The 25,670-nt window shown below is 73.7% G+C and carries 22 protein-coding genes; 7 read left to right on the top strand and 15 right to left on the bottom strand.

Annotation, left to right across the window (positions count from 1 at the left end; all coding sequences use genetic code 11):
• Positions 1 to 54 precede the first annotated feature (54 nt).
• The 3 genes from ACFZP7_RS21630 to ACFZP7_RS21620 all read right to left on the bottom strand — a co-directional run bounded on the left by ACFZP7_RS21630 (position 55) and on the right by ACFZP7_RS21620 (position 3,079).
• A complete protein-coding gene (locus ACFZP7_RS21630; protein ID WP_062130162.1) occupies positions 55 to 1,239 on the bottom strand; it encodes a glutathionylspermidine synthase family protein in 1,185 nt (394 codons plus the stop codon).
• A gap of 9 nt (positions 1,240 to 1,248) precedes the next feature.
• Positions 1,249 to 1,608: a hypothetical protein gene (locus ACFZP7_RS21625; protein ID WP_019330028.1), complete on the bottom strand. Its 360-nt coding sequence runs from the start codon at positions 1,606 to 1,608 to the stop codon at positions 1,249 to 1,251.
• A 76-nt stretch (positions 1,609 to 1,684) separates the two neighbouring features.
• Positions 1,685 to 3,079 carry a PLP-dependent aminotransferase family protein gene (locus ACFZP7_RS21620; RefSeq protein WP_019330027.1) on the bottom strand — a complete coding sequence of 465 codons (1,395 nt, stop codon included), beginning with the start codon at positions 3,077 to 3,079 and terminating at the stop codon, positions 1,685 to 1,687.
• 47 nt (positions 3,080 to 3,126) lie between these two features.
• On the opposite strand from ACFZP7_RS21620, the gene ACFZP7_RS21615 reads away from it, so the two are divergent.
• Positions 3,127 to 3,636, top strand: a complete 510-nt coding sequence (locus ACFZP7_RS21615) for a carboxymuconolactone decarboxylase family protein (protein WP_019330026.1) — start codon at positions 3,127 to 3,129, stop codon at positions 3,634 to 3,636.
• Positions 3,633 to 4,385 carry an isocitrate lyase/phosphoenolpyruvate mutase family protein gene (locus ACFZP7_RS21610; protein WP_385635292.1) on the top strand — a complete coding sequence of 251 codons (753 nt, stop codon included), beginning with the start codon at positions 3,633 to 3,635 and terminating at the stop codon, positions 4,383 to 4,385. Before ACFZP7_RS21615 ends, ACFZP7_RS21610 begins: the two co-directional genes overlap by 4 nt.
• A 3-nt stretch (positions 4,386 to 4,388) precedes the next feature.
• Here the strand turns inward: ACFZP7_RS21610 and ACFZP7_RS21605 are convergent, their stop codons facing one another.
• The 9 genes from ACFZP7_RS21605 to ACFZP7_RS21565 form a co-directional block, all read right to left on the bottom strand.
• Positions 4,389 to 5,345, bottom strand: a complete 957-nt coding sequence (locus ACFZP7_RS21605; RefSeq protein WP_385635290.1) for an ABC transporter substrate-binding protein — start codon at positions 5,343 to 5,345, stop codon at positions 4,389 to 4,391.
• A gap of 1 nt (position 5,346) precedes the next feature.
• Positions 5,347 to 7,290 carry an ABC transporter permease gene (locus ACFZP7_RS21600; protein WP_385635288.1) on the bottom strand — a complete coding sequence of 648 codons (1,944 nt, stop codon included), beginning with the start codon at positions 7,288 to 7,290 and terminating at the stop codon, positions 5,347 to 5,349.
• A complete protein-coding gene (locus ACFZP7_RS21595) occupies positions 7,290 to 8,420 on the bottom strand; it encodes a glycine betaine/L-proline ABC transporter ATP-binding protein (protein WP_031018259.1) in 1,131 nt (376 codons plus the stop codon). The genes ACFZP7_RS21600 and ACFZP7_RS21595 overlap by 1 nt, the downstream gene beginning before the upstream one ends.
• A complete protein-coding gene (locus ACFZP7_RS21590; RefSeq protein WP_019330021.1) occupies positions 8,417 to 9,949 on the bottom strand; it encodes a GMC family oxidoreductase in 1,533 nt (510 codons plus the stop codon). Before ACFZP7_RS21590 ends, ACFZP7_RS21595 begins: the two co-directional genes overlap by 4 nt.
• Positions 9,950 to 10,028: 79 nt before the next feature.
• Positions 10,029 to 11,558 carry an aldehyde dehydrogenase family protein gene (locus tag ACFZP7_RS21585; protein ID WP_385635286.1) on the bottom strand — a complete coding sequence of 510 codons (1,530 nt, stop codon included), beginning with the start codon at positions 11,556 to 11,558 and terminating at the stop codon, positions 10,029 to 10,031.
• Positions 11,559 to 11,824: 266 nt separating this feature from the next.
• Positions 11,825 to 12,814 (bottom strand): malate dehydrogenase, encoded by a 990-nt coding sequence (locus tag ACFZP7_RS21580; protein ID WP_030976189.1) that lies wholly within the window; start codon positions 12,812 to 12,814, stop codon positions 11,825 to 11,827.
• A gap of 592 nt (positions 12,815 to 13,406) precedes the next feature.
• A complete protein-coding gene (locus ACFZP7_RS21575) occupies positions 13,407 to 14,678 on the bottom strand; it encodes an XRE family transcriptional regulator (RefSeq protein ID WP_031018255.1) in 1,272 nt (423 codons plus the stop codon).
• A gap of 398 nt (positions 14,679 to 15,076) precedes the next feature.
• Complete coding sequence (locus tag ACFZP7_RS21570; RefSeq protein ID WP_385635284.1) at positions 15,077 to 15,682, bottom strand: DUF3017 domain-containing protein; 606 nt, start codon at positions 15,680 to 15,682, stop codon at positions 15,077 to 15,079.
• A complete protein-coding gene (locus ACFZP7_RS21565) occupies positions 15,672 to 16,526 on the bottom strand; it encodes a bifunctional methylenetetrahydrofolate dehydrogenase/methenyltetrahydrofolate cyclohydrolase (RefSeq protein WP_019330016.1) in 855 nt (284 codons plus the stop codon). Before ACFZP7_RS21565 ends, ACFZP7_RS21570 begins: the two co-directional genes overlap by 11 nt.
• Before the next feature lie 272 nt (positions 16,527 to 16,798).
• Here ACFZP7_RS21565 and ACFZP7_RS21560 point away from each other — a divergent pair, with 272 nt between their 5' ends.
• The 4 genes from ACFZP7_RS21560 to ACFZP7_RS21545 all read left to right on the top strand — a co-directional run bounded on the left by ACFZP7_RS21560 (position 16,799) and on the right by ACFZP7_RS21545 (position 20,388).
• On the top strand, positions 16,799 to 17,377 hold the full coding sequence (locus tag ACFZP7_RS21560) for a membrane protein (protein ID WP_019330015.1): 579 nt from the start codon (positions 16,799 to 16,801) through the stop codon (positions 17,375 to 17,377).
• Positions 17,378 to 17,519: 142 nt separating this feature from the next.
• Positions 17,520 to 18,266: a hypothetical protein gene (locus tag ACFZP7_RS21555; RefSeq protein ID WP_019330014.1), complete on the top strand. Its 747-nt coding sequence runs from the start codon at positions 17,520 to 17,522 to the stop codon at positions 18,264 to 18,266.
• Positions 18,263 to 19,822 carry a protein kinase domain-containing protein gene (locus tag ACFZP7_RS21550; RefSeq protein ID WP_385635282.1) on the top strand — a complete coding sequence of 520 codons (1,560 nt, stop codon included), beginning with the start codon at positions 18,263 to 18,265 and terminating at the stop codon, positions 19,820 to 19,822. The genes ACFZP7_RS21555 and ACFZP7_RS21550 overlap by 4 nt, the downstream gene beginning before the upstream one ends.
• Positions 19,823 to 19,917: 95 nt before the next feature.
• The gene (locus tag ACFZP7_RS21545) at positions 19,918 to 20,388 is read left to right on the top strand and encodes a hypothetical protein (RefSeq protein WP_019330012.1); all 471 of its coding nucleotides are present in this window, start codon (positions 19,918 to 19,920) and stop codon (positions 20,386 to 20,388) included.
• A gap of 85 nt (positions 20,389 to 20,473) precedes the next feature.
• On the opposite strand, the gene purH is transcribed toward ACFZP7_RS21545, so the two are convergent.
• A complete protein-coding gene (gene purH, locus ACFZP7_RS21540; protein ID WP_019330011.1) occupies positions 20,474 to 22,045 on the bottom strand; it encodes a bifunctional phosphoribosylaminoimidazolecarboxamide formyltransferase/IMP cyclohydrolase in 1,572 nt (523 codons plus the stop codon).
• The gene (purN, locus tag ACFZP7_RS21535; protein ID WP_019330010.1) at positions 22,042 to 22,680 is read right to left on the bottom strand and encodes a phosphoribosylglycinamide formyltransferase; all 639 of its coding nucleotides are present in this window, start codon (positions 22,678 to 22,680) and stop codon (positions 22,042 to 22,044) included. Before purN ends, purH begins: the two co-directional genes overlap by 4 nt.
• Positions 22,681 to 22,980: 300 nt before the next feature.
• On the opposite strand from purN, the gene ACFZP7_RS21530 reads away from it, so the two are divergent.
• Positions 22,981 to 23,829, top strand: a complete 849-nt coding sequence (locus ACFZP7_RS21530; protein ID WP_385635280.1) for a hypothetical protein — start codon at positions 22,981 to 22,983, stop codon at positions 23,827 to 23,829.
• Between the two features lie 55 nt (positions 23,830 to 23,884).
• On the opposite strand, the gene ACFZP7_RS21525 is transcribed toward ACFZP7_RS21530, so the two are convergent.
• The gene (locus ACFZP7_RS21525) at positions 23,885 to 25,594 is read right to left on the bottom strand and encodes a DUF6350 family protein (RefSeq protein ID WP_385635278.1); all 1,710 of its coding nucleotides are present in this window, start codon (positions 25,592 to 25,594) and stop codon (positions 23,885 to 23,887) included.
• Positions 25,595 to 25,670 lie beyond the last annotated feature (76 nt).

The following is a 25,670-nucleotide window of genomic DNA, read 5'->3' as shown; positions in this document are numbered from 1 at the left end:
TACCGGGCGGCCCGGAGTGCCGGGCCGCGGCGTCCACCATGCGAGCGACGGTGTTCAGAGGATCACATGGGGCAGGAAACGCGCGTACTCGTCGGTCACCAGACCTGAGGACTCCCGGATGCCCAGGCCCGCCGACTCGTCCTCCACGACCCAGGCGCCCAGGACGACGCGGTTGCCGTCGAAGTCCGGCAGCGGGGCCAGCTCCTGGTAGCAGCACGGCTCGGTGCGCCCGTGGGCCTCGGTGCCGGGCCGGTGGATCGTGACGCCGGCGCCCTCGCGGCCGAGCAGGGGCTTGGCGACGTAGCCGGTGGTGCCGGCCATCTCGCGGGGGCCGTCGAGGTAGGCGGGGAGCAGGTTCGGGTGGCCGGGGTACAGCTCCCAGAGGATCGCGAGCAGGGCCTTGTTGCTCAGCAGCATCTTCCAGGCGGGCTCGATCCACAGGGTGGTGCCGGTGCCGCCGCCGTTGTCGAGGGTGTCCAGGACGTGGTCGGCGAAGCGGTCGGTGGTGAGCCACTCCCAGGGGTAGAGCTTGAAGATGCTGCGGATGAAGCGCAGCTTGGTGTCGACGAACCGGCCGGAGAGGCGGTCCCAGCCGATCTCCTCCATGGAGATCCACTCGGTGTCCAGGCCGGCCTGCTCGGCGGTCTCCTTGAGGTAGGCGACCGTCATCAGGTCCTCGCCCAGCTCGTCCGCCTCGGAGTTGGCGAAGTACAGCGGGGTGCCGGGCGGGAGCAGGGCGGCCTGCTTCTTCCAGGCGTCGATCAGTCGCTCGTGGAGGCTGTTCCACTGGTCGGCGCCGGGGAAGCGCTCCTCCATCCAGAACCACTGCGGGGAGGCCGCCTCCACCAGGGAGGTGGGGGTGTCCGCGTTGTACTCCAGGAGCTTGGCGGGGCCCGTGCCGTCGTAGCGCAGGTCGAAGCGGGCGTAGACGGAGGGGAGTTCGGCGCGGCGTCGCCATGCCTCGGTGACCGCCCGGGCGACGCGGGGGTCGGTGATGCCGAGGTCGGCGAAGCGGTCGGCGGTGACGATGTGCTCGGCCGCCGCCAGGCACATGCCGTGCAGTTCCTCGACGACCTCCTCCAGCGCCTCGACCTCCGGCAGGGAGAAGACGTAGTAGGCGCTCTCGTCCCAGTAGGGGCGCAGGGTGTCGTCGGGGTAGCGGGTCAGGGGGTAGATGCAGCCCTGTTCCTCGACGGTCTGCTGCCAGCCGGGGCGGGGGTCGATGGTGCGGCGTTCCATGGGCCGGCCTCAGCCTCCGCCGCTGCCGGAGCCGGAGCAGCCGAAGCCGCCGCGGTCGACGGCCTCGTCGCGGCTGAAGGTGCCGCCGTCGGCCCAGCCGTTGCTGACGTCGGCGTCGTAGTACCAGTCGGCGTCGTCGACGCCCTTGGCGCCCTTCTTCTTGCCGCCCTTGCCGTACGAGGAGCCGGAGGAGCCGGACTTGCAGTTCTTGTCGGCCACCACCTTGTAGCCGTTGATGTAGTCGTAGCTGTCGCGGTCCACGCAGCGGCGGTCGGGGTCCGATCCGCACGCGCTCAGGGCCGCCGCGAGCACTCCCATGCCGCCGAGCACCACGGTGCTCGACCGCAGCCGCCGCCGGGTCTCCGCCATGTCCGTCTCTCCCCCGTTGTCCGTTTTCCGGTACGACAGTTGGGCCGATCGAGTGTACGGCCGTCGCCGGGGGACTCTACGGCAGCGCACGGCACAGCGCGTCCAGTGCCCCCGCCCAGGCGTGGTCCGGTGGAGTGCCGTAGCCGACGACCAGGGCGTCCAGCGGGGCCACGTCCGCGTCGGGGTGCCGGAAGGTGGACAGGCCGTGGACCGCCAGCCCGTGCCAGGCGGCGGCCCGGACGACCTGCTGCTCGGTGCCGGCGGGCAGCCGGAGCACCGCGTGCAGCCCGGCGGCGATGCCGGTGACCCGGACGTCGGGGGCGCGTTCGGCCAGGGCGGCGACCAGGGCGTCGCGGCGTCGCCGGTAGCGCAGTCGGGCGGCGCGGACGTGGCGGTCGTAGTCGCCGCGGGCCATGAACTCCGCGAGGGTCAACTGGTCGAGGACGCCCGGGGTGCGGCCCGCCATGGCGTCCATGGCGTCCTCGACGAGCGAGGGCGGCAGCACCAGCCAGCCCAGGCGCAGCCCGGGGGCGAGCGACTTGCTGGCCGTGCCCAGGTAGACGACCCGGTCGGGGTCCAGTCCCTGGAGGGCGCCGACGGGCTGGCGGTCGTAGCGGAACTCGCCGTCGTAGTCGTCCTCCAGGACCAGTCCGCCGGTGCGGCGGGCCCGGTCGATCAGGGCGGTGCGGCGTTCGGGGAGCAGCGGGAGCCCCATCGGGAACTGGTGGGAGGGGGTGAGGAGTACGGCCCCGGCGGTGGCCGGGTGGTCGTCGTCGCCGGGCCGGGTGCCGCGGTCGTCGAAGGGCAGGGGCGGCGTCCCGAGGCCCGCGCGGGTGAGCAGGCGGCGGTGGTGGGGCAGGCCGTAGGACTCGACCGCGACGGAGCGGGTGCCCCGGTGCCGCAGCAGGTCGGCGAGGACGCCCAGGCCGCCGAGGAAGCCGGCGCAGACGACGATGCGGTCGGGGTCGGCGTGCACGCCGCGGGCGCGGGAGAGGTAGCCGGCGAGCGCGGTGCGCAGCTCGACACGGCCCCGGGGGTCGCCGTAACCGAGGGCGCGGTCGGGAGCGGCGGCCAGCGCGCGGCGGGCGGCGCTCAGCCACCGGGTGCGGGGGAACGAGGCCAGTTCGGGGGTGCCGGGGATCAGGTCGTAGGCGGGGCGGGCGGCTTCCCGGCGGTGGGGGGCCGGGCGGCGGTCGGGGGTGGCGGGCGTGCGGTCGGCGACGCGGGTGCCGGAGCCCTGGCGGGCGGCGAGCCAGCCCTCGGCGACGAGGTCGGCGTAGACCTCGGCGACGGTGTTGCGGGCCACGCCCAGGTCGGCGGCGAGGGACCGGGAGGAGGGCAGCCGGGTGCCGGGCGCCAGCCGGCCGCCGCGGACGGCCTCGCGCAGCGCGTCGGTGAGGCCCCGGCGCAGCCCGGGACCGGTCCGGTCGAGATGGAGGTCCGCGCCGAAAGTGGCCCACTGTTCCGCCATGGGAATGGACCATACCCGTGGGCTGCCTCGCCCATAGTCTCGAGGGCATGACGACGACGAACGAGAACACCGCCACCGACCCCTTCGCCCCCGAGGAGCCCGCCCGGCTGGAGTGGGCCAAGCACGCGCCCGAGGTCTGGAAGGCGATGCTGGGGCTGGAGAAGGCGGCGGGCCGGGGCCTGGACCCGAAGCTCAAGGAACTGGTGAAGATCCGCGCCTCCCAGCTCAACCACTGCGCCTTCTGCCTGGACATGCACACCAAGGACGCCCTCGCGGCCGGCGAGAGCGTGGAGCGGATCGTGCAGCTCTCCGCGTGGCAGGAGTCGCGGCACTTCTACACGGAGCGGGAGATCGCCGCGATCGAGCTGACCGAGGCGGTCACCGTGCTGACGGACGGTTTCGTCCCGGACGACGTGTACGGCAGGGCCGCCAAGCTCTTCGACGAGAGCGAACTGGCCCACCTGATCGCCGCGATCACGGTGATCAACGCCTGGAACCGCTTCGGTGTGACGTGCCGGCTGACGCCGGGCCACTACACGCCGGGGCAGCACGGATGACGGACCGTACGTCCGGTACGACGGGCCCGCTGACCGGGGTGGAGCGCTTCCGGGCCCTGCACCACGGCCGGCTGTCCGAGGACCCCCTCGTCCTGCCCGGTCCCTGGGACGCGGCGAGCGCCCGCGTCCTCGCGGAGGCCGGGTTCCCGGCGCTCGCCACGCCCAGCGCGGGCGTGGCGGCGTCCCTCGGGTACGCGGACGGGGCGACGCCGGCCGACGAGATGTTCGCGGCGGTCGCGCGGATCGCGGGGGCCGTGGACGTGCCCGTGTCGGCGGACGTCGAGGACGGTTACGGGCTGGCTCCGAAGGAGCTGGTGGAGCGGCTGCTGGAGACGGGGGCGGTGGGCTGCAACCTGGAGGACTCCACGGGCGGGGTGCTCAAGGACCCGCGGGAGCACGCCGAGTGGCTGTCCGAGGTGCGGGCGGCGGCCGGGGACCGGCTCTTCGTCAACGCCCGGATCGACACGTTCCTCAGGGGCGTCGGCGATCCGGAGGCGGCCGTCGAGCGGGCCGCGCTGTACGTCGCGGCCGGGGCCGACTGCGTGTACCCGATCGGCGCCCCCGTCGGCGTACTGCCGCTGCTGCGGTCCGGCGTGCGGGGACCGATGAACGTGCACGCGCTGCCCGGGGAGGGCCCCTCGCCCGCCGAACTCGGCGGGCTCGGGGCCACCCGGATCACGTTCGGGCCGGGTCTGCAGCGGCGCGCGGAGCGTGCGCTGCGGGAGATCGCGGCCGGACTGACGGGGTGAGGGTCAGGGCAGCCACTTCTTCCAGACGGACTCGTGGCTGTCCACCCACTTCTTCGCGGCCTCCTCGGGCCGCATCTTCTGCTCGGCGATCATCAGGGAGACCTGGTTCTGGTCCTCGGTCGTCCACTCGAAGTTCTTCAGGAACCGGGCCGCCTCGCCGCCGTTCTTCGCGAAGTCGGCGTTGAGGTACTTCTGGAGCGGGGTGACCGGGTAGGCGCAGTCGGCCTTCGCCGGGTCGGCGTCGCAGCCCTCCTTGTACGGGGGCAGCTTCACCTCCGTCATCGGGACCTTCTCGAAGAGCCACTGGGGGGTGTACCAGTAGGTCAGGAAGGGCTTCTTCTCCTTGGCGAACTGCTGGATCTGGGTGATCTGGGCGGCCTCGGAGCCGGCGAAGACGACCTTGTAGTCCAGGTCCAGGTTCTCGACGAGGGCCTTGTCGTTGGTGACGTAGGACGGGGAGCCGTCCATCAGCTGGCCCTTGTCGCCGCTCTCGGCGGTGCGCAGCAGGTCGGCGTACTTGTTGAGGTTCTTCCAGTCGGTGACGTCCGGGTGCTGCTTCGCGAAGTACGTCGGGACGAACCAGCCGATGTGGCCGGTGACGCCGAGGTCACCGCCGGGGGCGATGGTCTTCTTGTCCCGGACGTAGCGCTGCTCCTGCTCGGGGTGGCCCCAGTCCTCCAGGATGGCGTCGACCCGGCCCTGGCTGAGCGCGTCCCACGCGGGGACCTCGTCGACCTGGACGGTGTCGACGCGGTAGCCCAGCTCGTGCTCCAGCAGGTACTGGGCGACGGCCACGTTGGCCTGGGCGCCGACCCAGGACTGCACGGAGAGGGTGACGGTCCTGGCGCCCTGGGCGTTGGCGAACGGGGACGCCTGCTGGGTCATGTCGGCGGCGCCGCAGCCGGTCAGCAGCGTCAGCGCGGCCGCGCCGGCGAGCGCGGAGGTCGTGCGCAGTCGCATCTCAGGCTCCCTTCCTCGGACGGCGGTCGGTGGGCTGGGTGACCCGGTCGAGCATCAGGCCGAGGCAGACGATCGCCGCGCCGGCCACCAGGCCGGTCGCCAGGTCGCCCTGCGCGAGGCCGAAGACGACCTGGTAGCCGAGGGCGCCACCGCCGACCAGGCCGCCGATGATGACGACGGCGAGGACCAGGACGACACCCTGGTTGACGGCGAGCAGCAGGGCCGGGCGGGCCAGCGGGAGCTGGACCTGGCGGAGCTGCTGGCCGCTGGTGGCGCCGAGCGAGCGGGCCGACTCCATGGCGGCCGGGTCGACCTGGCGCAGACCCTGGGCGGTGATGCGGACGACGGCCGGGAGGGCGTAGACCACCGCGGCGGCCACGGCGGGCGCGCGGCCCACGCCGAAGAGGGCGACGACCGGGATCAGGTACACGAACTGCGGCATCGTCTGGAAGACGTCCAGGACGGGCCGCAGCGCGCGCTCGACGCGGTCGCTGCGGGCGGCGGCGACGCCGGTGGCGAAGCCGATGACCAGGGTGACGGCGACGGCCGCGAGGACCTGGGAGAGCGTGTCCAGGGACGGGTTCCACACGCCGAGCACGCCGATGGCGGCCATGGCGAGGACGGCGGTGAGCGCGGTGCGCCAGGTGCCGATCAGCCAGGCCAGGGCGGCGACGATCAGCAGCACCGACCACCAGGGCAGCCACTGGAGGCCGTCCCGCAGCGGGTTGAGGACCCAGTCGGTGAAATGCGCGGCCCAGTCGGCGGTGCCGCCGACGACGGGGACGCCGGAGTACAGGTGGGCGGTCATCCAGTCGACGGCCCGGTTGACGGGCTCGGCGATGTTCAGCTCCCACCCGTCGGGCCACTCCAGGACGCCGGCGAGGCGTCCAGCGACCGCGACGGCCGCGGCGGCGACCAGGGCGTACAGCCAGGTCAGCGGGGACCTGCGGGACTCCCCGGGCCGCTCCTCCCCCGCCGCGCCGGTGACGCGGTCCAGGACGACGGCGAGCAGCACGATCGGGATGCCGGCCGCGAGGGCCGCGCCCACGTCGACGGAGGCGAGCGCCTGGTAGACGCGGTCGCCGAGGCCGCCGGCGCCGATGACGGAGGCGATGACCGCCATGGAGAGCGCCATCATGATCGTCTGGTTGAGGCCGAGGAGGAGTTCCTTGCGGGCCAGCGGGATGCGGGCGGTCAGCAGGCGCTGGCGGGCGGTGGTGCCCAGGGACTCGACGGCCTCCAGCACCTCCTTGTCGGCGCCGCGCAGGCCGAGGGCGGTGAGCCGGGCCATCGGCGGGGCGGCGTAGACGACGGTGGCCAGGACGGCGGCGGGGACGCCGATGCCGAAGACCAGGACGACGGGGAGGAGGTAGGCGAAGGCGGGCAGCACCTGCATGGTGTCGAGCACCGGGCGCAGGACGCGGTCCATCCGGTCGGAGAGGCCGGCGGCCAGGCCCAGCAGGGCGCCGACGACGACCGACGCGAGGACGGCGACGACCATCAGGGCCAGGGTCTGCATGGTCGGCACCCACATGCCCAGCAGGCCGCAGGCCAGGAACGCCGCGGCGGTGCCGAGCGCCAGCCTCACCCCGGCCACGCGCCAGGCGACCAGGGCGCCGATCGCGGTGACCCCGGCCCAGCCGACGGCGAGGAGGGCGAGGTAGACGGCGCGTACGGCGAGGACGACGACGTTGCTGACGTGGCCGAAGAAGTAGAGGAACAGCGGGTGGCTGTCCCGGTTGTCGATGATCCAGTCGCTGGCCCTGCCGAGCGGTTCGGACACGTCGACGGTGAGGGCGGACGGCCAGGTGGCGCCGCCCCACTGGGTGACGGCGAAGGGGACGAGGATCGCGGCGGCCACGGCGAGCGCGAGGAGCTTGCGGGCGGCCGGGCGGGTGAGGACGCCCGGGGACGCCTTCGGGGCCGGGGCGGTGACCGTGGCCATCAGACCGCCTCCTTGGGCAGCTCCGCCTCCCCCGGGAGGACGGCCGCCCCCTCGGGGCGTTCCTCGGGTACGGCCGTACCGGCGACGACACCGAGCAGGTCGCCCGCGTCCACCACGCCCAGGCAGCGGCCCCCGTCCATGACGCGGGCGGCCGAACCGGCGCGGGCGACGGCCTCGATGGCCTCGGAGACGGTGGCCTCGGGCCGGACCGCCGGGCCGGTGCCCGCCTCGTCGGCGTTCGCGGCCGGGCGCATCGCCGTGCGGACGGTGAGGACCTGCTCGCGCGGCACGTCGCGGACGAACGCGCGGACGTAGTCGTCGGCGGGCGAGCCGACGATCTCCTCCGGGGTGCCGAGCTGCACGACGCGGCCGTCCCGCATCAGGGCGATGCGGTCGCCGAGCTTGAGGGCTTCCTGGAGGTCGTGGGTGATGAAGACCATCGTGCGGCCCTCCTCGCGGTGCAGCCGGACGACCTCCTCCTGCATGTCCCGCCGGATCAGCGGGTCGAGGGCGCTGAACGGCTCGTCGAAGAGCAGCACCTCGGGGTCGACGGCGAGGGCGCGGGCGAGGCCGACGCGCTGGCGCTGGCCGCCGGAGAGCTGGCCGGGGCGGCGGTGCTCCAGGCCCTCCAGACCGACCTTGGCGACGACGGCGGCGGCCCGCTCGCGGCGCTCGGCGCGGCCCACGCCCTGGACCTCCAGGCCGTAGGCGACGTTGTCGAGGACCGTGCGGTGCGGGAGCAGGCCGAAGTGCTGGAAGACCATCGCCGCGCGGTGCCGGCGCAGTTCGCGCAGCCGGGACTTGTCCATCGCGCGGACGTCCTCGCCGTCGATGGCGATGGACCCGGCCGTCGGTTCGATGAGCCGGGTCAGACAGCGCACGAGGGTGGACTTGCCGGAACCGGACAGGCCCATCACGACGAAGACCTCGCCCTTGCGCACGTCGAAGGAGACGTCACGGACGGCGGCGGTGCAGCCGGTGCGGGAGCGCAGCTCGGCCGGTGTCAGGGCGGTCAGTTCGGGGTCGGCGGGGACGCGGCCGGCCTTGGGGCCGAAGACCTTCCACAGGCCGTCGACGGAGAAGACCGGGGGACGCTCGGTCGCGGTGCCGTTGACGTTCGTCGCGGTCATCGGCGGTCACCGCCGATCAGCTCGACGGCGCGTTCCCCGACCATGAGGACGCCGATCATCGGGTTCACGGCGGTCATGGTCGGGAAGACGGAGGCGTCGGCGACGCGGATGCCCTCCAGGCCGCGGATGCGCAGCTCGGGGTCGACGACGGCCGTCTCATCGGTGGCGGCGCCCATCTTGCAGGTGCCCGCCGGGTGGTAGACGGTGTGGGCGACCTTGCGGGCGTACTCGCTCAGCTCCTCGTCGCCGGTGACGTCCGGGCCGGGGCAGACCTCGCGCTTGAGCCAGCCGGCCAGCGGCTCGGCCTTGGCGATCTCACGGGCGATCCTGATGCCGTCGACGAGGGTGCGGCCGTCGTAGTCGTCCTCGTCGGTGAAGTAGCGGAAGTCCAGGGCGGGCTTCACGGAGGGGTCGGCGCTGGTCAGGTAGAGGCGTCCGCGGGACTTGGGCTTGGGGATGTTCGGGGTCATGGAGACGCCGAACTCGGGGCGCTCGTAGCCGAGGCGCTCCGGGTTGTCCGTGAACGGGATCTGGTAGAAGTGGAACATCAGGTCGGGGCCCGCGTGTTCGGGGTCGCGGCGCACGAACAGACCGGCGTCGGAGTCCATCGCGGAGTTGTCCGGGATGGGGCCGTGGGTCTCCCACACGATCACCGACTCGGGGTGGTCGAGCAGGTTCTCGCCGACGCCGGGCAGGTCCAGCGCCACGGGTATGCCGAGGGCTTCGAGCTGGTCCCTCGGTCCGATGCCCGAGTGCAGCAGCAGGCGCGGGGAGTCGACGGCGCCGGCGCACAGGACGACCTCGTTGCGGGCCTTGACCAGGATCTCCTCGCCGTCCTTGGTGCGGACGTGGACGCCCTCGGCGCGCGTGCCGTCGAGCTGGAGCCGGTAGGCCCAGGTCTCCAGCAGGAGCGTGAGGTTGGGGCGCTCGTCCATCACCGGGTGGAGGTAGGCCACCGAGGCCGACGAACGCTTGTTGTTCTCGGGGTGGTAGGCGAGGTCGAAGAAGCCGACGCCGTCGTGGAACGGCTTCTTGTTGAAGCCCTCGATCCGCGGCACCCCCAGCGTCTTCTGCGCGGAGTCGACGAAGTCGCGGGCGATGGCGTTCCGGTCCTTCTCGTCGACCGGGACGATGTTGTTCTTCAGCCGGGCGAAGTACGCCTCCATCTGGACCGCGCCCCAGCCCTTGGCGCCGGCGGCCTCCCACTCGTCCCAGTCGGACGGCAACGGCTTGAAGGCGATGAGGGTGTTGTGGGAGGAGCAGCCGCCGAGGACGCGGGCGCGGCTGTGCCGGATGTGCGAATTGCCGCGCGGCTGCTCGGTGGTGGGGTAGTCGTAGTCCAGCTCGCCGCCGAGCAGGCCCATCCAGCGGCGCAGGGTCAGCACGTCGTCACGGCCGACGTCGCTGGGGCCGCCCTCGATGACGGCGACGGTGACGTCGGGGTTCTCGGTGAGGCGGGAGGCGATGACGGAGCCTGCCGTGCCGCCTCCGACGACGACGTAGTCGTACACGTGAGTGGTCTCGGACATGGGGGTACTCCAGTGGGGCGAGCGGATGGTGCGGGAGGTGTGGCTGGTGTGCGCGGGTGCGGCGGTGCGGGGCGTTCGGTCAGCCGGCGAACCAGCGGACGGGCTTCGGTGCGAGGTTCTGGTAAACGTGCTTGCTCTCGCGGTACTCGGCAAGGCCCGCGGGGCCCAGTTCGCGGCCGACACCGCTCTTGCCGAAGCCGCCCCACTCCGCCTGCGGCAGGTAGGGGTGGAAGTCGTTGATCCAGACGGTGCCGTGGCGCAGCCGGCCGGCGACCCGGCGGGCGCGGCCCGCGTCGGCGGTCCACACGGCGCCCGCGAGACCGTACTCGGTGTCGTTGGCGAGGGCGACGGCCTCGTCCTCGGTGCGGAAGGTCTCGACGGTGAGCACCGGTCCGAAGACCTCCTCCCGTACGACCCGCATCTCGCGGTGGCACTGGTCGAGGACGGTCGGCTCGTAGAAGTAGCCGCCCTCGGGGCGCTCGGGGGACGGCTCGGGGCGCTTGCCGCCGCAGCGCAGGACGGCGCCCTCGGCGAGGGCGGAGGCGACGTAGTCCTCGGTCTTGGCGCGCTGCTGCTCGGAGACGAGCGGGCCGCACTCGACGCCGTCCTCGGTGCCCCGGCCGAGGCGGATCTTCGCCGCGCGGCGGGCGAGTTCGGCGACGAAGCGCTCGCGCACCGACTCCTCGATGATGAGCCGGCCGCCGGCGGAGCAGACCTGGCCGCTGTGGATGAAGGCGGCGTTGAGGGCCTGGTCGACGGCGGTGTCGAAGCCCTCCTCGGTCTCGCAGGCGTCGGCGAAGACCACGTTGGGGTTCTTGCCGCCGAGTTCGAGGGCGACCTTCTTGACGGTGACGGCGGCGGCCCGGGCGACCTTGGTGCCGCTGACCAGGCCGCCGGTGAAGGAGACGAGGTCGACGTCGGGGTGCTCGGCCAGCCGGGCGCCGACGGTGTGACCGGGGCCGGTGACGACGTTGGCGACGCCGGTGGGGAGGCCGGCCTCGACCAGCAGGTCGATCAGGGCGATCGTGGTCATGGGGGTGATCTCGCTGGGCTTGATCACGAAGGTGTTGCCGGCGGCGAGCGCGGGGGCGATCTTCCAGCTGGCCTGGAGCAGCGGGTAGTTCCAGGGCGTGATCATCGCGCAGACGCCGACCGGCTCGTGCACGACGACGCTGTGGATGTCGGGCGACCCCGCGTCGACGACCCGGCCGGGGGCCTCACCCGCGACGAGGTCCGCGAAGTAGCGGAAGGCGTCGGCGACGCAGTCGATGTCGACGCGGCCCTCCTCGACGGTCTTGCCCGCGTCGCGGCTCTCCAGCAGGCCCAGCTCCTCGCGGTCGCGCACCAGGAGGTCGGCGACGCGGCGCAGCAGGGCGGCGCGTTCGGCGACCGGGGTGTGCGGCCACGCGCCCGCGTCGAAGGCGCGCCGGGCGGCGGCCACCGCGAGGTCGGTGTCCTTCTCGTCGCCCTCGGCGACCACGGCGAACGGCTGGGCGTCCGCGGGGTCGATGATGTCGCGGGTGGCGCCGGAGGACGCCGCCAGCCACTCGCCGCCCGCGTGGATGGTGCGGTGACCGCGCTCGGCCCGGGTTTCCGTTCTGTTCGCCATGGTGGACATGCCTTTCGTTCCTGATCAACCCCCCTGTGTCACACACGTGTCACTCTCGGGGACCGTGAGCCCCTGCCCCACGGCCCCGTTTGCATGCCGAATCGGCGGCGGAAAGTGCGGCGCATCACTTACAAAAGGGTTAAAAGCAACGAAAACGGGCCCCGTTCCGGTCGGAACCGGAACGGGGCCCGTGCGGGCCTGCGGGGCCGCGGCGGCCCGGAAGGCGCGGTGGCCAGGAAGGCGGCGTGGCCCGGAAGGCGGACGGATCAGATGAGGCCGAGGGCGCGGACCGCCTCGCGCTCCTCCGACAGCTCCTTGACGGAGGCGTCGATGCGGGCGCGGGAGAAGTCGTTGATCTCCAGGCCCTGGACGATCTCGTACTTGCCGTCCTTGCAGGTGACCGGGAAGGAGGAGATCAGGCCCTCCGGGACGCCGTAGGAGCCGTCCGACGGGATGCCCATGGAGGCCCAGTCGCCGTCGGCGGTGCCGTTGACCCAGGTGTGGACGTGGTCGATGGCGGCGTTGGCGGCGGAGGCGGCCGAGGAGGCGCCGCGGGCCTCGATGATGGCGGCGCCGCGCTTGGCGACGGTCGGGATGAAGTCGTCGGCCAGCCACTTCTCGTCGTTCACGGTCTCGGCGGCGTTCTTGCCGGCGATCGTGGCGTTGAAGATGTCCGGGTACTGGGTGGCGGAGTGGTTGCCCCAGATGGTCAGGCGCTTGATGTCGGTGACCGACGCGCCCGTCTTCTTCGCGAGCTGGGTCAGCGCGCGGTTGTGGTCCAGGCGGGTCATCGCGGTGAAGCGCTCGGCCGGTACGTCCGGGGCGGCGGCCTGGGCGATCAGGGCGTTGGTGTTGGCCGGGTTGCCGACGACGAGGACCTTGATGTCGTCCGCGGCGTGGTCGTTGATGGCCTTGCCCTGCGGCTTGAAGATGCCGCCGTTGGCCTCCAGGAGGTCACCGCGCTCCATGCCCTTGGTGCGGGGGCGGGCGCCGACGAGGAGGGCGACGTTGGCGCCGTCGAAGGCCACGTTCGGGTCGTCGGTGATGTCGATGCCCTGGAGGAGCGGGAACGCGCAGTCGTCCAGCTCCATCGCGGTGCCCGCGGCGGCGTTGAGCGCCGGGGTGATTTCCAGGAGGCGCAGCTTGACCGGCACGTCCGCGCCGAGCAGCTGGCCGGAGGCGATGCGGAAGAGCAGGGCGTAACCGATCTGGCCGGCCGCGCCGGTGACGGTGACGTTCACGGGAGTGCGAGTCATGGCGTTCTCCGTAGGACAGCTGGCGGTGGGGCGTCCCGGCCCCGGGCGTTTGATCGATCTCTTGGTATCAAGAGATCCATCCAGCGGTCAGGCTATCGCGCCCGCGGTGCCCGGCACCCCCGGGTCGGTGTGGCCCGGCCCACAGGGCCACCGTCGGAGCAGCCGGGCAGCCGCCCGGGGCGGGCTCACGGGCGGCTGCCCGGGCCGGACACGCGGACATGAAGAGGCGGCCGCCTGTCCGGGAGAGGGGGGACGAAGGCGACCGCCGTTCGGGGATACCGTTGCCGGACTCCCGTGGGGGTACTTCTCGCGTGCCCGCCTCCGCGCGGGCCATGCCTGCCGCGGACGGACTTTCTTCAGCGGACTCCCGGCGCCGCCGCCCGCATGCTCCGACCCGCTCCCCCGCACGCTCCGGCGCCGCTCCCCGCACGCTCCGGCACCGCTGCCCGCGGAGGGCGCCGCCTCCCGTGGGCTGCCGCACCGCTCCCGGCGGGCCCGAGGCGCCGCTCCCCGCGGGTTGCCGCACCGCTCGCCGCGGGCTTCGCCGTCGCCCTTCCGGGGCTCCGCCGTCGCTGTCCCGGCGACCCGTGGGTTACTCCGTGCAGCCCTTCTGGCCGCCGGCCGGCGTCACGCACGCCTTGGCCTCGGCCGCGGACTTCACGGCCACCATCGGGGTGTACGCGACGGTGTCGGCGGCCCCGGTGACCGTGCCCGTCTGCCGGTTCGCCCCGTCGGCGCTCACCTCGACCTCGGCGCCCTGAGTGGCCTGTGTGACACGGGCCCACGCGGCGCCGCAGGTCTCGCTGTAACGGACCTCCACGGCCGCGCCGCCGACCGTGGCGGTCGCTGCGGTGGTCACCAGGTCGCCGCCGCAGCCCATGGTCTCCGGGTCCTTCCCGGTGCACGCGTCGCCGCTGCACTTCACGCCCGGAGGCAGGGCGGCGTCGGTGGTCACGGTGGGGGACGGGGAGGGCTTGGCGCCCTCGTTCCCCTTGCCCCCCTCCTCGTTCATGACGAAGAAGGCTCCCGCGATCACCACCAGCGCGCCGACGACACCCGCGACGAACATGGTCGTCCGCCTGCCACCGCCCCCGGAGGAGTTGCCCCGGGCGCGGGAGCCGCCGCTCGGCGGCGCACCGTGCGGGTCGGCGGGACCGTGGCCGTGGGAAGCGGCCGGGACCGGAGGCGTCGCGGGCCCCTCGGCGTCCCCGTGTCCGGTCCGCGTGCCGAGCCTCGCCGTGCGGTCGCCGGTCGGAGCCGGACCCCGGTACCCGGCGAGCCCCCAGGAGTTGCCGTCGGTCGCGCCGCCGGAGGACGGGACGGAGGGAGCGCCGCCGCGGACGGGGCCGACGGCCGAGTCGGGGCTGTCGGCGGCGGTCGGCTGGGCGGGCACCGAGGGCGGCAGCGTGGGCGACACACCGGCCGGCCCGGCGATGCCGGGCGTGACCGCGCCGCCGCCGTGGCGGCCGGTGCGGCTGCCCCGGCCGCTCCTGCCGCCGGCGCCGGACTTGGCCGCGGGCGTGCCCAGCTCCCCGAGCGCGGCGCGCGCCTGGGAGATGCGGATGGCCTCCATGGTCATGTCATGGCGCATCTCCGAGCGGCTCCAGGCGCGCTCGGCCAGCTCCCACATGGTGGTCAGGTGCATCGGGTTGGTGCCCGTCACCTCGGCCAGGGCGATGATGGCGCCCTTCGGCGCCAGGAGCCGGCCGTTCAGGTACCGCTCCCAGGACGTCTTGCTGTAGCCCGTGGCGTCGGCCACCGACGCGATGCTCAGGTCGTTGCGGTCCACGAGCCGGCGCAGCTGACTCGTGAACTCCTTGATCTGCGGATCGAGTTCCTCCGGCAAGGCCTTCCAACGAGGCATTGCTTCCCCCTCTTCCCCCCGGTGACGTGCTGTTCGTTCCCCCGCTCGGTCCTCGCGCGCGGCGTCCCGCACGGAGTCCCCGTTCTGGCTACCCACAGGGATGCGCCCGGTCAGGATCGCAGTTCCCGGGGTGGGGGCGCACAGGAGCACAGAGGCCGCGAGCATGCACCGTCGCACGCCCAACGGTTCGTGGTCCAGTGTCCCACCGGCGTTCCCGTGCCCGGAACCGAACCCGGTTTTTCACGGCTCGCGTGACGGAGTAGCGGAACGGTCACTTCCGTGCCACAGCGCCCTGACAGGCGTTGAACAGGGCGTTCGCGGTGCAGGAAGGTTGTTCCGGACGGCGGCCCGTCCTCTCACGGGGGTGAGGACGGGCCGCCGTTCCGGTCACCCGGCCGCTAGCTGACGGTGAAGTGGAGGGTGTCCTTGAGGAAGGGGATCTCCAGCACCGGCTTCGGCTGGGCCATCAGCGCCAGCAGGGCGATGGACAGGCCCAGAACGCCGTAGGTGGCGATGTCCGTGAAGCGCGAGCGCACGGCGAGCATGCCGACGTCCGGCACCGTCCAGCGGAGCGCGGCGCCCAGGAGCAGCGCGGCGCCCACGAGGAACGTCCCCCAGCGGAACACGTCCAGCGCGGTCAGCAGAAGCCCCAGGCCGACCAGCAGCACCACGGTGAGCACGGGCCACTGCCGGGCGGGCGCCGGCGCGTCGCCGCCCGCGGCCCGGCCGCCGCCCTCGGGACGCGCGGTGTCGCGGGTGAAGAGCGGGAACCGCCGAGTGGTCCGGCGCGGCCTGCCCGCCGCGTCCGGCGCGCTGACCGGGTCGCGGACGGTCAGCTCGTCTCCGGTGCCGTCGGGCCCGAGGGAGCCGTCGGAGCCGGCCGACTCGTCGGGGGCGGGGGCGGGGGCGGGTGCCCCGCCCGCGTCGGGGTCCTTGGCCGCCTCGGGGGGTTCCCGGTGCTCCGGGTTCTCCGAGCGCTTGGCGCCGATGTCCTCAGCCGGCACTGCGCTCCGCCGCCTCCACCACGTTCACGAGCAGCTGGGCCCGGGTCATGGGGCCGACGCCGCCGGGGTTCGGGGAGATCCAGGCGGCGACCTCGGCCACGCCGGGGTGGACGTCGCCCACGATCTTGCCCTCCGCGTTGCGCGAGACGCCGACGTCGAGCACGGCGGCGCCCGGCTTCACGTCCTCGGGGCGGATCAGGTGCGGGGAACCGGCCGCCGCCACGACGATGTCCGCGCGCTTGAGGTGGGCGGCGAGATCCCGGGTGCCGGTGTGGCACTGGGTCACGGTGGCGTTCTCGCTGCGCCGGGTCAGCAGCAGCGGCATCGGCCGGCCGATGGTGACGCCGCGGCCCACGACCACGACCTCGGCGCCCTTGATCTCCACGCCGTAGCGGCGCAGCAGGGTGAGGATGCCGTTGGGGGTGCAGGGCAGCGGGGCCGGCTCGTTCAGGACGAGACGCCCGAGGTTCATCGGGTGCAGGCCGTCCGCGTCCTTGTCCGGGTCCATCAGTTCCAGGATGCGGTTCTCGTCGATGCCCTTGGGCAGCGGCAGCTGGACGATGTAGCCGGTGCAGGCCGGGTCGTCGTTCAGCTCGCGGACGACCGCCTCGATCTCCTCCTGCGTCGCCGTGGCCGGCAGCTCGCGCTGGATGGACGCGATGCCCACCTGGGCGCAGTCGCGGTGCTTGCCGGCGACGTACTTCTGGCTGCCGGGATCGTCGCCGACCAGGACGGTGCCGAGGCCGGGCGTGACGCCCCTCTCCTTCAGCGCCGCCACGCGGGCGGTCAGTTCGGACTTGATCGCGGCTGCGGTGGCCTTGCCATCGAGAATCTGGGCGGTCATGCCCCCATCCTCGCGGATGACCGGCCCCGGGTTCCAATCCGGCCGCCGCGCGGACGGCGCGGGAGGCGTCCGCGCCGATTCGCTCCCGACCGGCGTTGTTGCACTTGCACAACACCTTGCGGCCGGACTGGACAAGCGAGAGACCGGTCGAGAACGATTGGGGGGCACAGTGCCGCGGGGCCGTACCGGGGGGACGAACCGCTATCACGTACCTCCTCCGAATCGCGCCGCGCGTCGTCCCCGCACGTGACAGCGACGGAGGAAGTCCCGCCATGAGTTTCGGCGATCCGAACAACCCCTACGGTGCGCCGCAGGGCCAGCAGCCGGGCTACGGCAACCAGCCGCCCCAGGGCCAACCCGGTTACGGCTACCCGCAGGGGCAGCAGCCCGGTTACGGCTACCCGTCGGCGCCGCCCGTGCAGCAGCCCTACGGCGGTGGTGCCCCCACCACCATGCCCGGCACCGTCAGCGCCGCCCGCGTCATGCTGTGGGTGATCGTCGGCCTCCAGGTGATCGGCACCGTCCTGTTCGCCTTCTCGGCCGTGGCGGTCGACCAGGCCAAGGACGACCCGGCGTTCGAGGAACTCGCGGACTACCCGACCGGTGCCCTGTGGGGCATCGCGGTGCTCGCGCTGGTCTGGGGCGTCTGGGCGACCTTCCTGGCGGCGAAGTTCAAGTCCGGCGGCAACGGCCTGCGCGTGACCGCCCTGGTGTTCGGCATCCTCACGGCGGTCGTCGCCGTCTACCCGTTCACCGTCTTCGGCATCATCCACCTGGTGCTCGGCATCCTCATCGCCGTCTTCGTCGGCAACTCCAACGGCGCCGCCTGGTTCAAGCGCCCGCGCTACTGACGTACCACGCGACCGACGCACCGCGGGACGCTTTCGCGCCAATCCCGCCCCAGGGCCGTGTCTCACCCGTACGAGGGGGACACGGCCCTGGTGCGTCGCCCTAATCTGACGTGGGTAGCCGTCAGGCACGGGGAGACGCACCTTGTACAGCATCATCGTGGTACCTCCGCCGACCACGGAGGACGCAACCACCCGCACCCAGTTCCGGCTCGCGCCCGGTGAACGCCTGCCGTTCGGGCGCTCGGTGTCCGAGGGCGGCCTGCTGATCGGGCACGACGGGGTGTCCCGCAGAGCCGGCGAGATCGCCGCCCACGGCACCTTCTGGACCCTGAGCAACCTCTCCGCCCACCAGACCTACGTGGTGGAGAACCCGGAGGGCGCCGGCGAGCACATCAAGGTGGCGCCGGGCCGGCTGGACGCGCCCGTGCCCTTCGAGTTCTCCCGGATCGTGCTGCCCGCGGCGGGCGACCTGCTGCCGCTGGAGGTCTGGGCGCCGCGCCACGACTATCTGCGCGCCGGGGACGGCACCGACGGCGAACCGACCGCCCCGGCCTTCTCCGTCGACCGCACCAAGCGCTACTTCGCGGTGCTGGCCGCCCTGTGCGAGCCGCGGCTGCGCGGGGCGCCGCACGCGCCGCTGCCGACGGTCGAGCAGGTCGTCGAGCGGCTGCGGCCGCTCTGGCCCGCCGCGTCGCGCACGTCCGTGCAGTGGAACATCGACTACCTGGCGGTGAAGCTGCGGCTGAAGCCGGGCCCGGAGACGGCGGAGCCGGGTGCCCGGCTCAACGGCAAGAAGGAGTCCCTGGTCTCCATGGCGCTCCGCTTCGATCTGGTGCGGGAGGACGACCTCGTGGTCCTGAGCGCGCCGCCGCGCCGGGTGCCGCGGTGACCGAGGCGTACGCGGTCCCGGTGCCGAAGGGGTACCGGGTCGGCTGCTGGGAGGTGCGGGCACCGATCGCGACGGGCGCCTTCGGCAGCGTGTACGAGGCCCGCCGGGTCGGCGGCGACGGCGGGCTGCCGCGCACGGCGGCCCTGAAGTTCCTGCCCACCGGCACCGGCACGCCCCGCCAGCTGTCCCACCTGCGGGAACTCGTGGAGCGCGAGGTCGAGTTGCACCGCAGGCTGCGGCGGCCCCGGCTGGTGCGGATGTACGAGACCCTGGTCGTCGACGATCCCGCCACCCCCGCTCTCGACGGTGCCACCGTCCTGGTCCTGGAGAAGGCGGCGGGCTCCCTGTCCGCCCGGCTGTCCGCCTCGCCCCGTCCGCCCGGCGGGGCCGCGCTGGTCGCCCAGGTCTGCGAGGGCCTGGCCCAGCTGCACCGTGCCGGGTGGGTGCACGGGGACCTGAAACCGGCCAACGTGCTGCTGATGGAGGACGGTTCGGTCCGGCTCGCCGACTTCAACATGGCCGCCGAGCTGGAGGGCACCCACGCCTACACGCCCGCCTTCTCCACCCCCGACTACACCCCGCCGGAACTGCTCTGGTCGGAGGTCGGCGAGCGCGGCCGGCGCATCCGGCCCTCGGCCGACGTCTGGGCCTTCGGCGTCCTCGCCCATCTGGTGCTCACCGGCTCCTTCCCGCTGCCCGGCGGCACCCCGACCGCCCGCCGCGACGCCGCGCTCGCCTACGCGCGCGGCACCGAGGAGCTGCGCCTGTCGCCCGGGCTGCCCGGGGCGTGGCGGGAGATCGTGGCCGCCTGCCTGACCCGTACGCACGCCGAACGCATCGGCACCGACGCCCTGTTGCGCCGGGTGACGGCGGCCTGCGGCACGGGCGGCGGCAGGTCCGTGCCGCCGCGCCGGGTCCGCCCGCGGCGGGCCGTGCTCGCGGTGGCGGCCGGGGCCGTGGCCGCGGCGGCGCTCGGTTACGGCGTGACCGTCCTCGGCGACGGCGACGGCGGTCCCGCGCCGGGGCTCTCGGGCGCCGGGGCCGGCGCGTCGAACGTGTCCGCCGCCTCCTACGGCGCCGGTGAACTGCGCACCGACAAGGGCGTGCCCGCGGCCTACCGGCTGCTGATCGTCGAGACGGCGCACGATTGCGATCGCAAGGAGGTCAGTCCGCCTCTGATCGCCGCCATGCTCAAGGTGGAGAGCGACTTCGACCCGGACCTCTCCGACCCCGCCAAGGACGAGTACGGCATCGCCCGCTGGACCCCGAAGGTGCTGCGCTGGTGGATGAACGAGGACGGCACCCCCGGTGAAACCGTCCCCGAACCCCCGTTCCCGCCGGCCGAGTCCATCCCGGCGATGGGCCGCTATCTGTGCTGGATCACCCCCCGCCTGGACGCCGGCCTGCCCGGCGACCGCCGGGTGCTGATCGCCGTGGCCTACCGGACGTCGTACGACAAGGTGAACGACGCGGGCGGAGTTCCCCCGAAGTACCGCGACTACGCCGACCGCGTCGCCCACCACCTCAAGGAGTACACGCCACCGGGCCGGAGGTGACCCTGAGAGTTGCGAGGTACCGCCCGGCGGGCGCCGGGGGCACGGTGTGAGCACACCGCCTCGGCGGTACACACCGACGTTCATGGGGGAACACAGTGAACATCATCAAGCCCGCCGCGCTGCTCCTCGCGGCCACCGCCCTGGTCGCCGGCTCCACGGCCGCCGCCACCGCCGGCGACTCCCCGGACGGCACCCGGGTGACCGGCCTCCAGCAGAAGGCCGACCAGGTGCTGGCCGACCGGCACCAGCCCCTGCGCGTGTCGGCCGACGCGGTCGAGTACGAGGGCCTCACCGTCACCGACGCGCCCCGGACCAAGGGCGCCCAGGCCCTGGCCTGCGACTACGGCCACCTGTGCATGCTCGTCAACGGCACCAAGTTCGACTTCTACAAGTGCCAGACGTGGGAGCTGTCGAACTGGACCGGCGACGGCCCGTTCACCAACAACCAGACGCCCGGCACGGTCGCCAAGTTCTACAACCAGGACCGCAGCGTCCGCTGGACGTCCACGGCGTACGAGGCGGGCACGGCCACCTGGGACCCGATCTGGTACCTGCGCCCCTGCTGATCCGCCCCACCGGAGCCGGCAGGACCACGGCCCCCGGTTCCCTCCGCGGAGGGAACCGGGGGCCGCTTGCGCGTCCGCGCACCCCTCAGTGGAAGAAGTGCCGCGTCCCCGTGAAGTACATCGTCACGCCGGCCTTCTTCGCCGCCTCGACGACCAGCTCGTCACGGACCGAGCCGCCGGGCTGGACCACGGCCTTCACCCCGGCCGCGGTGAGGATCTCCAGGCCGTCCGGGAAGGGGAAGAACGCGTCGGAGGCGGCGTAGGCGCCCTGGGCGCGCTCGGCGCCCGCCCGCTCCACCGCGAGCTTCGCGGAGTCGACGCGGTTGACCTGGCCCATGCCGACGCCGACCGAGGCGCCGTCCTTGGCGAGGAGGATCGCGTTGGACTTGACGGCGCGGCACGCCTTCCAGGCGAAGGCCAGCTCGGCCAGCTCCGCCTCGGACAGGGCCTCGCCGGTCGCGAGGGTCCAGGTCGCCGGGTCGTCGCCCTCGGCCTGGAGGCGGTCGGTGACCTGGAGGAGGGCGCCGCCGTCGATCGGCTTGACCTCGACCGGGGCGGCGGGGGCCTCGGGGGCGCGCAGCACGCGGATGTTCTTCTTCTTGGTGAGGGCTTCGAGGGCGCCGTCCTCGTAGTCCGGCGCGACGATGACCTCGGTGAAGATCTCGGCGACCTGCTCGGCCATCTCCTTGGAGACCGGGCGGTTGACCGCGATCACGCCGCCGAACGCGGAGAGCGGGTCGCAGGCGTGCGCCTTGCGGTGCGCCTCGGCGACGTCCGCGCCGACCGCGATGCCGCACGGGTTGGCGTGCTTGATGATCGCGACGCAGGGCTCGTCGTGGTCGTACGCGGCACGGCGGGCGGCGTCCGTGTCCGTGTAGTTGTTGTACGACATCTCCTTGCCGTGCAGCTGCTCGGCCTGGGCGAGGCCGCCGCCCTCGGGCGAGGTGTAGAGCGCGGCGGGCTGGTGCGGGTTCTCGCCGTAGCGCAGGGTGTGGGCGCGCTCGTAGGTGGCGCCGAGGAAGTCGGGGAACGAGGAGTCGTCCACGGGGGCGTACTCGCTAGCGAACCAGGAGGCGACGGCCACGTCGTACGCGGCGGTGTGCTGGAAGGCCTCGGCGGCCAGCCGCTTGCGGGCTGCGAGGTCGAAGCCGCCGTCCTTGACCGCGGAGAGCACGTCGGCGTACCGGGCGGGGCTGGTGACGACCGCGACGGAGGGGTGGTTCTTGGCGGCGGCGCGGACCATGGACGGGCCGCCGATGTCGATCTGCTCGACGCACTCGTCGGGGGTGGCGCCCGAGGCGACGGTCTCCCGGAACGGGTAGAGGTTGACCACGACCAGGTCGAACGGCGCCACGCCCAGCTCGTCGAGCTGCTGCCGGTGGCTGTCCAGGCGCAGGTCGGCGAGGATGCCGGCGTGCACCTTGGGGTGCAGGGTCTTGACCCGGCCGTCCAGGCACTCGGGGAAGCCGGTCAGCTCCTCGACCTTGGTGACGGGGACACCGGCGGCGGAGATGCGGCCGGCCGTGGAGCCGGTGGAGACGAGTTCGACGCCGGCCTCGTGGAGCCCGCGGGCGAGGTCCTCGAGCCCGGTCTTGTCGTAGACGCTGACGAGCGCGCGACGGATGGCCCGCTTGTTGCTCTCGGCGGTGGCGGTCACTGGATAACTACCTTTCGTCCCTCAATGCGATAGCCGTTGCGGGCGAGCCGCCCCACGACATCGACGAGCAGCCTTCGCTCGACTTCCTTGATGCGCTCGTGCAGAGCGCTCTCGTCGTCCTCGTCCCGGACCTCCACCACGCCCTGCGCGATGATCGGCCCGGTGTCGACGCCGTCGTCGACGAAGTGGACGGTGCAGCCGGTGACCCTGGCGCCGTACGCGAGCGCGTCCCGCACACCGTGGGCCCCCGGGAAGCTGGGGAGGAGCGCGGGGTGGGTGTTGACGAACCGCCCGCCGAACCGCGCCAGGAACTCCTTCCCCACGATCTTCATGAACCCGGCCGAGACGACGAGGTCCGGCTCGTGGGCGGCGACCGCCTCGGCGAGCGCCGCGTCCCACGCGTCGCGGGTCCCGTAGTCCTTGACCTTCGTCACGAAGGTCGGCAGCCCGGCGCGCTCGGCGCGCGCGAGCCCTTCGATGCCCTCGCGGTCGGCGCCGACCGCGACGACCTCGGCCCCGTAGGCCTCGACGCCGGTGGCGGCGATCTCGTCCAGGAGCGCCTGCAGGTTGGTGCCGGAACCGGAGACCAGCACGACGAGGCGCTTGGCTCGCTGGGCCACGGGCTTGGCGGCCACGGTGGGGGCCTTTCTCGGGGGAGCGGGGTCTTCACGGCCGTACGTTCTGTACGTTCATCCGTTTGTGCGGTCGTACGAATGCTTCGCGCCCCGGGATACGGGGAAGTCTACGAAGCGGCCGACCGTCAGCAACGATACCGGCACTCCGGACGGCCCCCTCGGGACGGGGGCGTGGCCGGAAGGTAGCGTCTGCGTGGAGCCGGACGGGAACGTGGCCCGCGCGTCACGCGTTCACCGGTCGGGCCCACTTGTTCGCCCGTTCCTTACCGCCAAGATCGCCAAGGGGAAGACGCTCACTTGATGCCGGACCGCAGCCTGCGACTGCTCACGCTCCCCCAGCAGTCGGCGCAGCCAGGGGAGCGCAGCACCGTGTTGCTGCGGGAGCGTCCCTCCTCACCGCCCGACACCCCCTCGGACCGCGGGGACGGGAGCGGACGGGGCGGCGCCGCCGGTTCCTCCGGCGGCTCCGACGGGTCCGGCACCTCCTCGGCCCCCTCCGACCAGGACAATCCGTTCGCGCCGCCGCCGGAGGGCACGCCCGACCGCCCCTGGCAGCCGCGGCACCCGTCGGGCGACGGTGACGGCCGGGGCTCCTCCGGACCTCAGGGCGGCGGCCACTCCCCGTGGGGCGGCCAGTGGAGCGACCGGCAGCCCGGTCGCTCGTCCGGCGGCTTCGGCGAGCGTCCCGGCGGCTCCGGTTCCGGACCCGAGGGTCCGGGCGGCGCTCCGGGTCCGCGCTGGGACCCGACGGACCCGGCCCAGCGACGCGCCCGGTACGCCTTGCTGAGCGGCATGTGGGCCCTGTTCTTCGCCCTCTTCACCTGGCCGTACGTGGCGCTGCTGCTGGGCGCCCTGGCCCTGTACTGGGGCATCAGCTCCCTGGGCGCCAAGCCCCGCGCCGCCGCCTCCGACGCGGACACCCCGGCCCGGCCGGCCGATCCGACCGCCCGTCCGCAGCGGACCGCGGCGATCAGCGGCCTGGTCACGTCGTCGCTGGCCATCCTGCTGGTGGCCGCCTCCTTCGGCGCCCAGCTGGTCTACAGCGACTACTACACCTGCCGCAACGACGCCCTCACCAACGAGGCGAAGCAATCCTGCGACCGTCACCTGCCGGAGCAGCTGCGGGACGTGCTGGGCACGGAGGGCTGAGACCGCCCCCGGCCGGCCGGGGCGCGCTTCGGTGCCGCCCCGGCCTACCCCCCGCTCACGGCGTCCGCGGCGGCTCCGCCGGAGCGTCGACCGGCAGAAGATCGTACGGCGAGTCGACACCGGCGCCACTGCCGCCGACACCACCACCGCCCCCGCCGCCGTCCCCGTCGTACAGCCCGAACGGCACGGGGTCCTCGTCCGCCCGCTCCTCCCCCGCTCCCCCGCTCCGCGCACGCCGCCCCGTGAACGGCAACGGCATCCAACCCCACCGACGTCCGGCCCGGCCTTCGTCCACCGCCCCCGGCGCCTCCGGTGCCTCCGTCCCCGTCGCTGCCCGCGCCTCCGCGGCAGACCCCCGCCCCCGCCACGCCCGCACCACCACCGCGACGGGCACCGCCACCGCCCCGATCCAGCCCAGCACCGCGCCCCCGACCTGCCACCACACCGGCCCGAACCGGGCAAGGGCGGCACTGCCGAGCGGCCCGCCCGCCAGCGCGGCCAGCAGGGCGACGAGCAGCGCGCACAGCACGGCGGCCACGACCGCGGCGCCGACGGTCCGCCGCCACGACCACACACCGGCGCCCTCGCCACCCGCCGGCACTCCCCGCGGGCCCGGCACCCGCTCCCGTCCCGCACCCGCCGTCGCCGCCCGCGCCGTGAACCACCCGACCACGCCTCCCGCCACCAGCGGCACCGCCCCGGACGCCCAGTGCAGCGGCGTACCGGGACCCGGGTCCGGCACCGCCGCCAGCAGCGGGAACGGCGGCAGCAGCGGTGCCGGCGCGGAGGCGAGCGGGTCCACGACGTGCCCGGTACCGAGCACGAAACCCGGGCCGAGGGCGTACGCCGCCGCCCACACCGCCGCGTTCGGCACCAGCGTCAGACACAGCAGCAGTACGGCGAACCGCCCCGCCCATCCCTCGGTCAGCCGCAGGTACGCCTCCTGCGCGGCGGCCGCGTGCCACACGAGCGAGACCGCGAGCAGCAGCGCACCACCTCCGACGAGCACCGCCGCACCGGCGCCCGCCGCGCGCGTGGCGGCGCCCAGGCGCGCGTCCGGCTCCACGATCAGCTCCCGCAGCGTGCGGGGCAGTACGCGCAGCGCCCGGCCCACCGGGCCGCCCGGACGGCCGAACGCCGTCCACACACCCGCGCCCGCCGCGCCCATGGTGACCAGGGGCAGGCACACCGCCGCCCACCCCCAGGAGGGCCGCAGCGCGCCGCCGGCCGAGTACAGCACGACGGGCGTGGCGACGGCCAGGTAGCCGAGCACGACACCCGACCAGGCGTTGCGCGCGGAGACGGGCGGCGGCCCGGCGTCCCGGAGGCCGCCGCCCCCGCCCACACGCACACCGACCCCCGGCTTCGCACCGCCTCCCACGGCCACACCCACCCCGTCCCCGGGGTCCGTGGCGTCCCGGGCCGCGCGGTGCAGCAGCCACACCGGCAGCAGGAGCAGGAGCAGCGGGGTGACGCCCACCGGCGCTGGGGTGCCGGAGAGCGTGTCGGCGCGCACCAGTTCGGCACCGTGCGCCAGCACCCAGAGCGCCGCGGCGACGTGCAGCGCGCCGCCGGGCCCGCTGTCGGGGTAGGGCGAGCTGACCCAAAGCACCGTCACCAGCACGGCGCAGGAGGCCAGTCCGAGCCCCGCCGCGAACGCGCCGCCCAGGAGACCGGCGGCCAGTCCCGGCGAGCGGTCGCGCCACCGGGTGCGCAGCAGGGAGAGCGGGGCAGGGCGGGCGGTCGTCTGCATCACGTCCGCCATGCTCCCAACGACACGCGCTTTCCCGGCGTAACAGGCGAAGCTCCGCTGTGTCGCTCAATATATGTTTATGTACTTT

The sequence above is a fragment of the Streptomyces sp. SudanB5_2050 genome, assembly GCF_964272335.1.
GTDB classification, from domain to species: domain Bacteria; phylum Actinomycetota; class Actinomycetes; order Streptomycetales; family Streptomycetaceae; genus Streptomyces; species Streptomyces rochei.
Note: the sequence above shows the minus strand (reverse complement) of the source record. Positions and strands in the feature narration are given on the sequence as shown.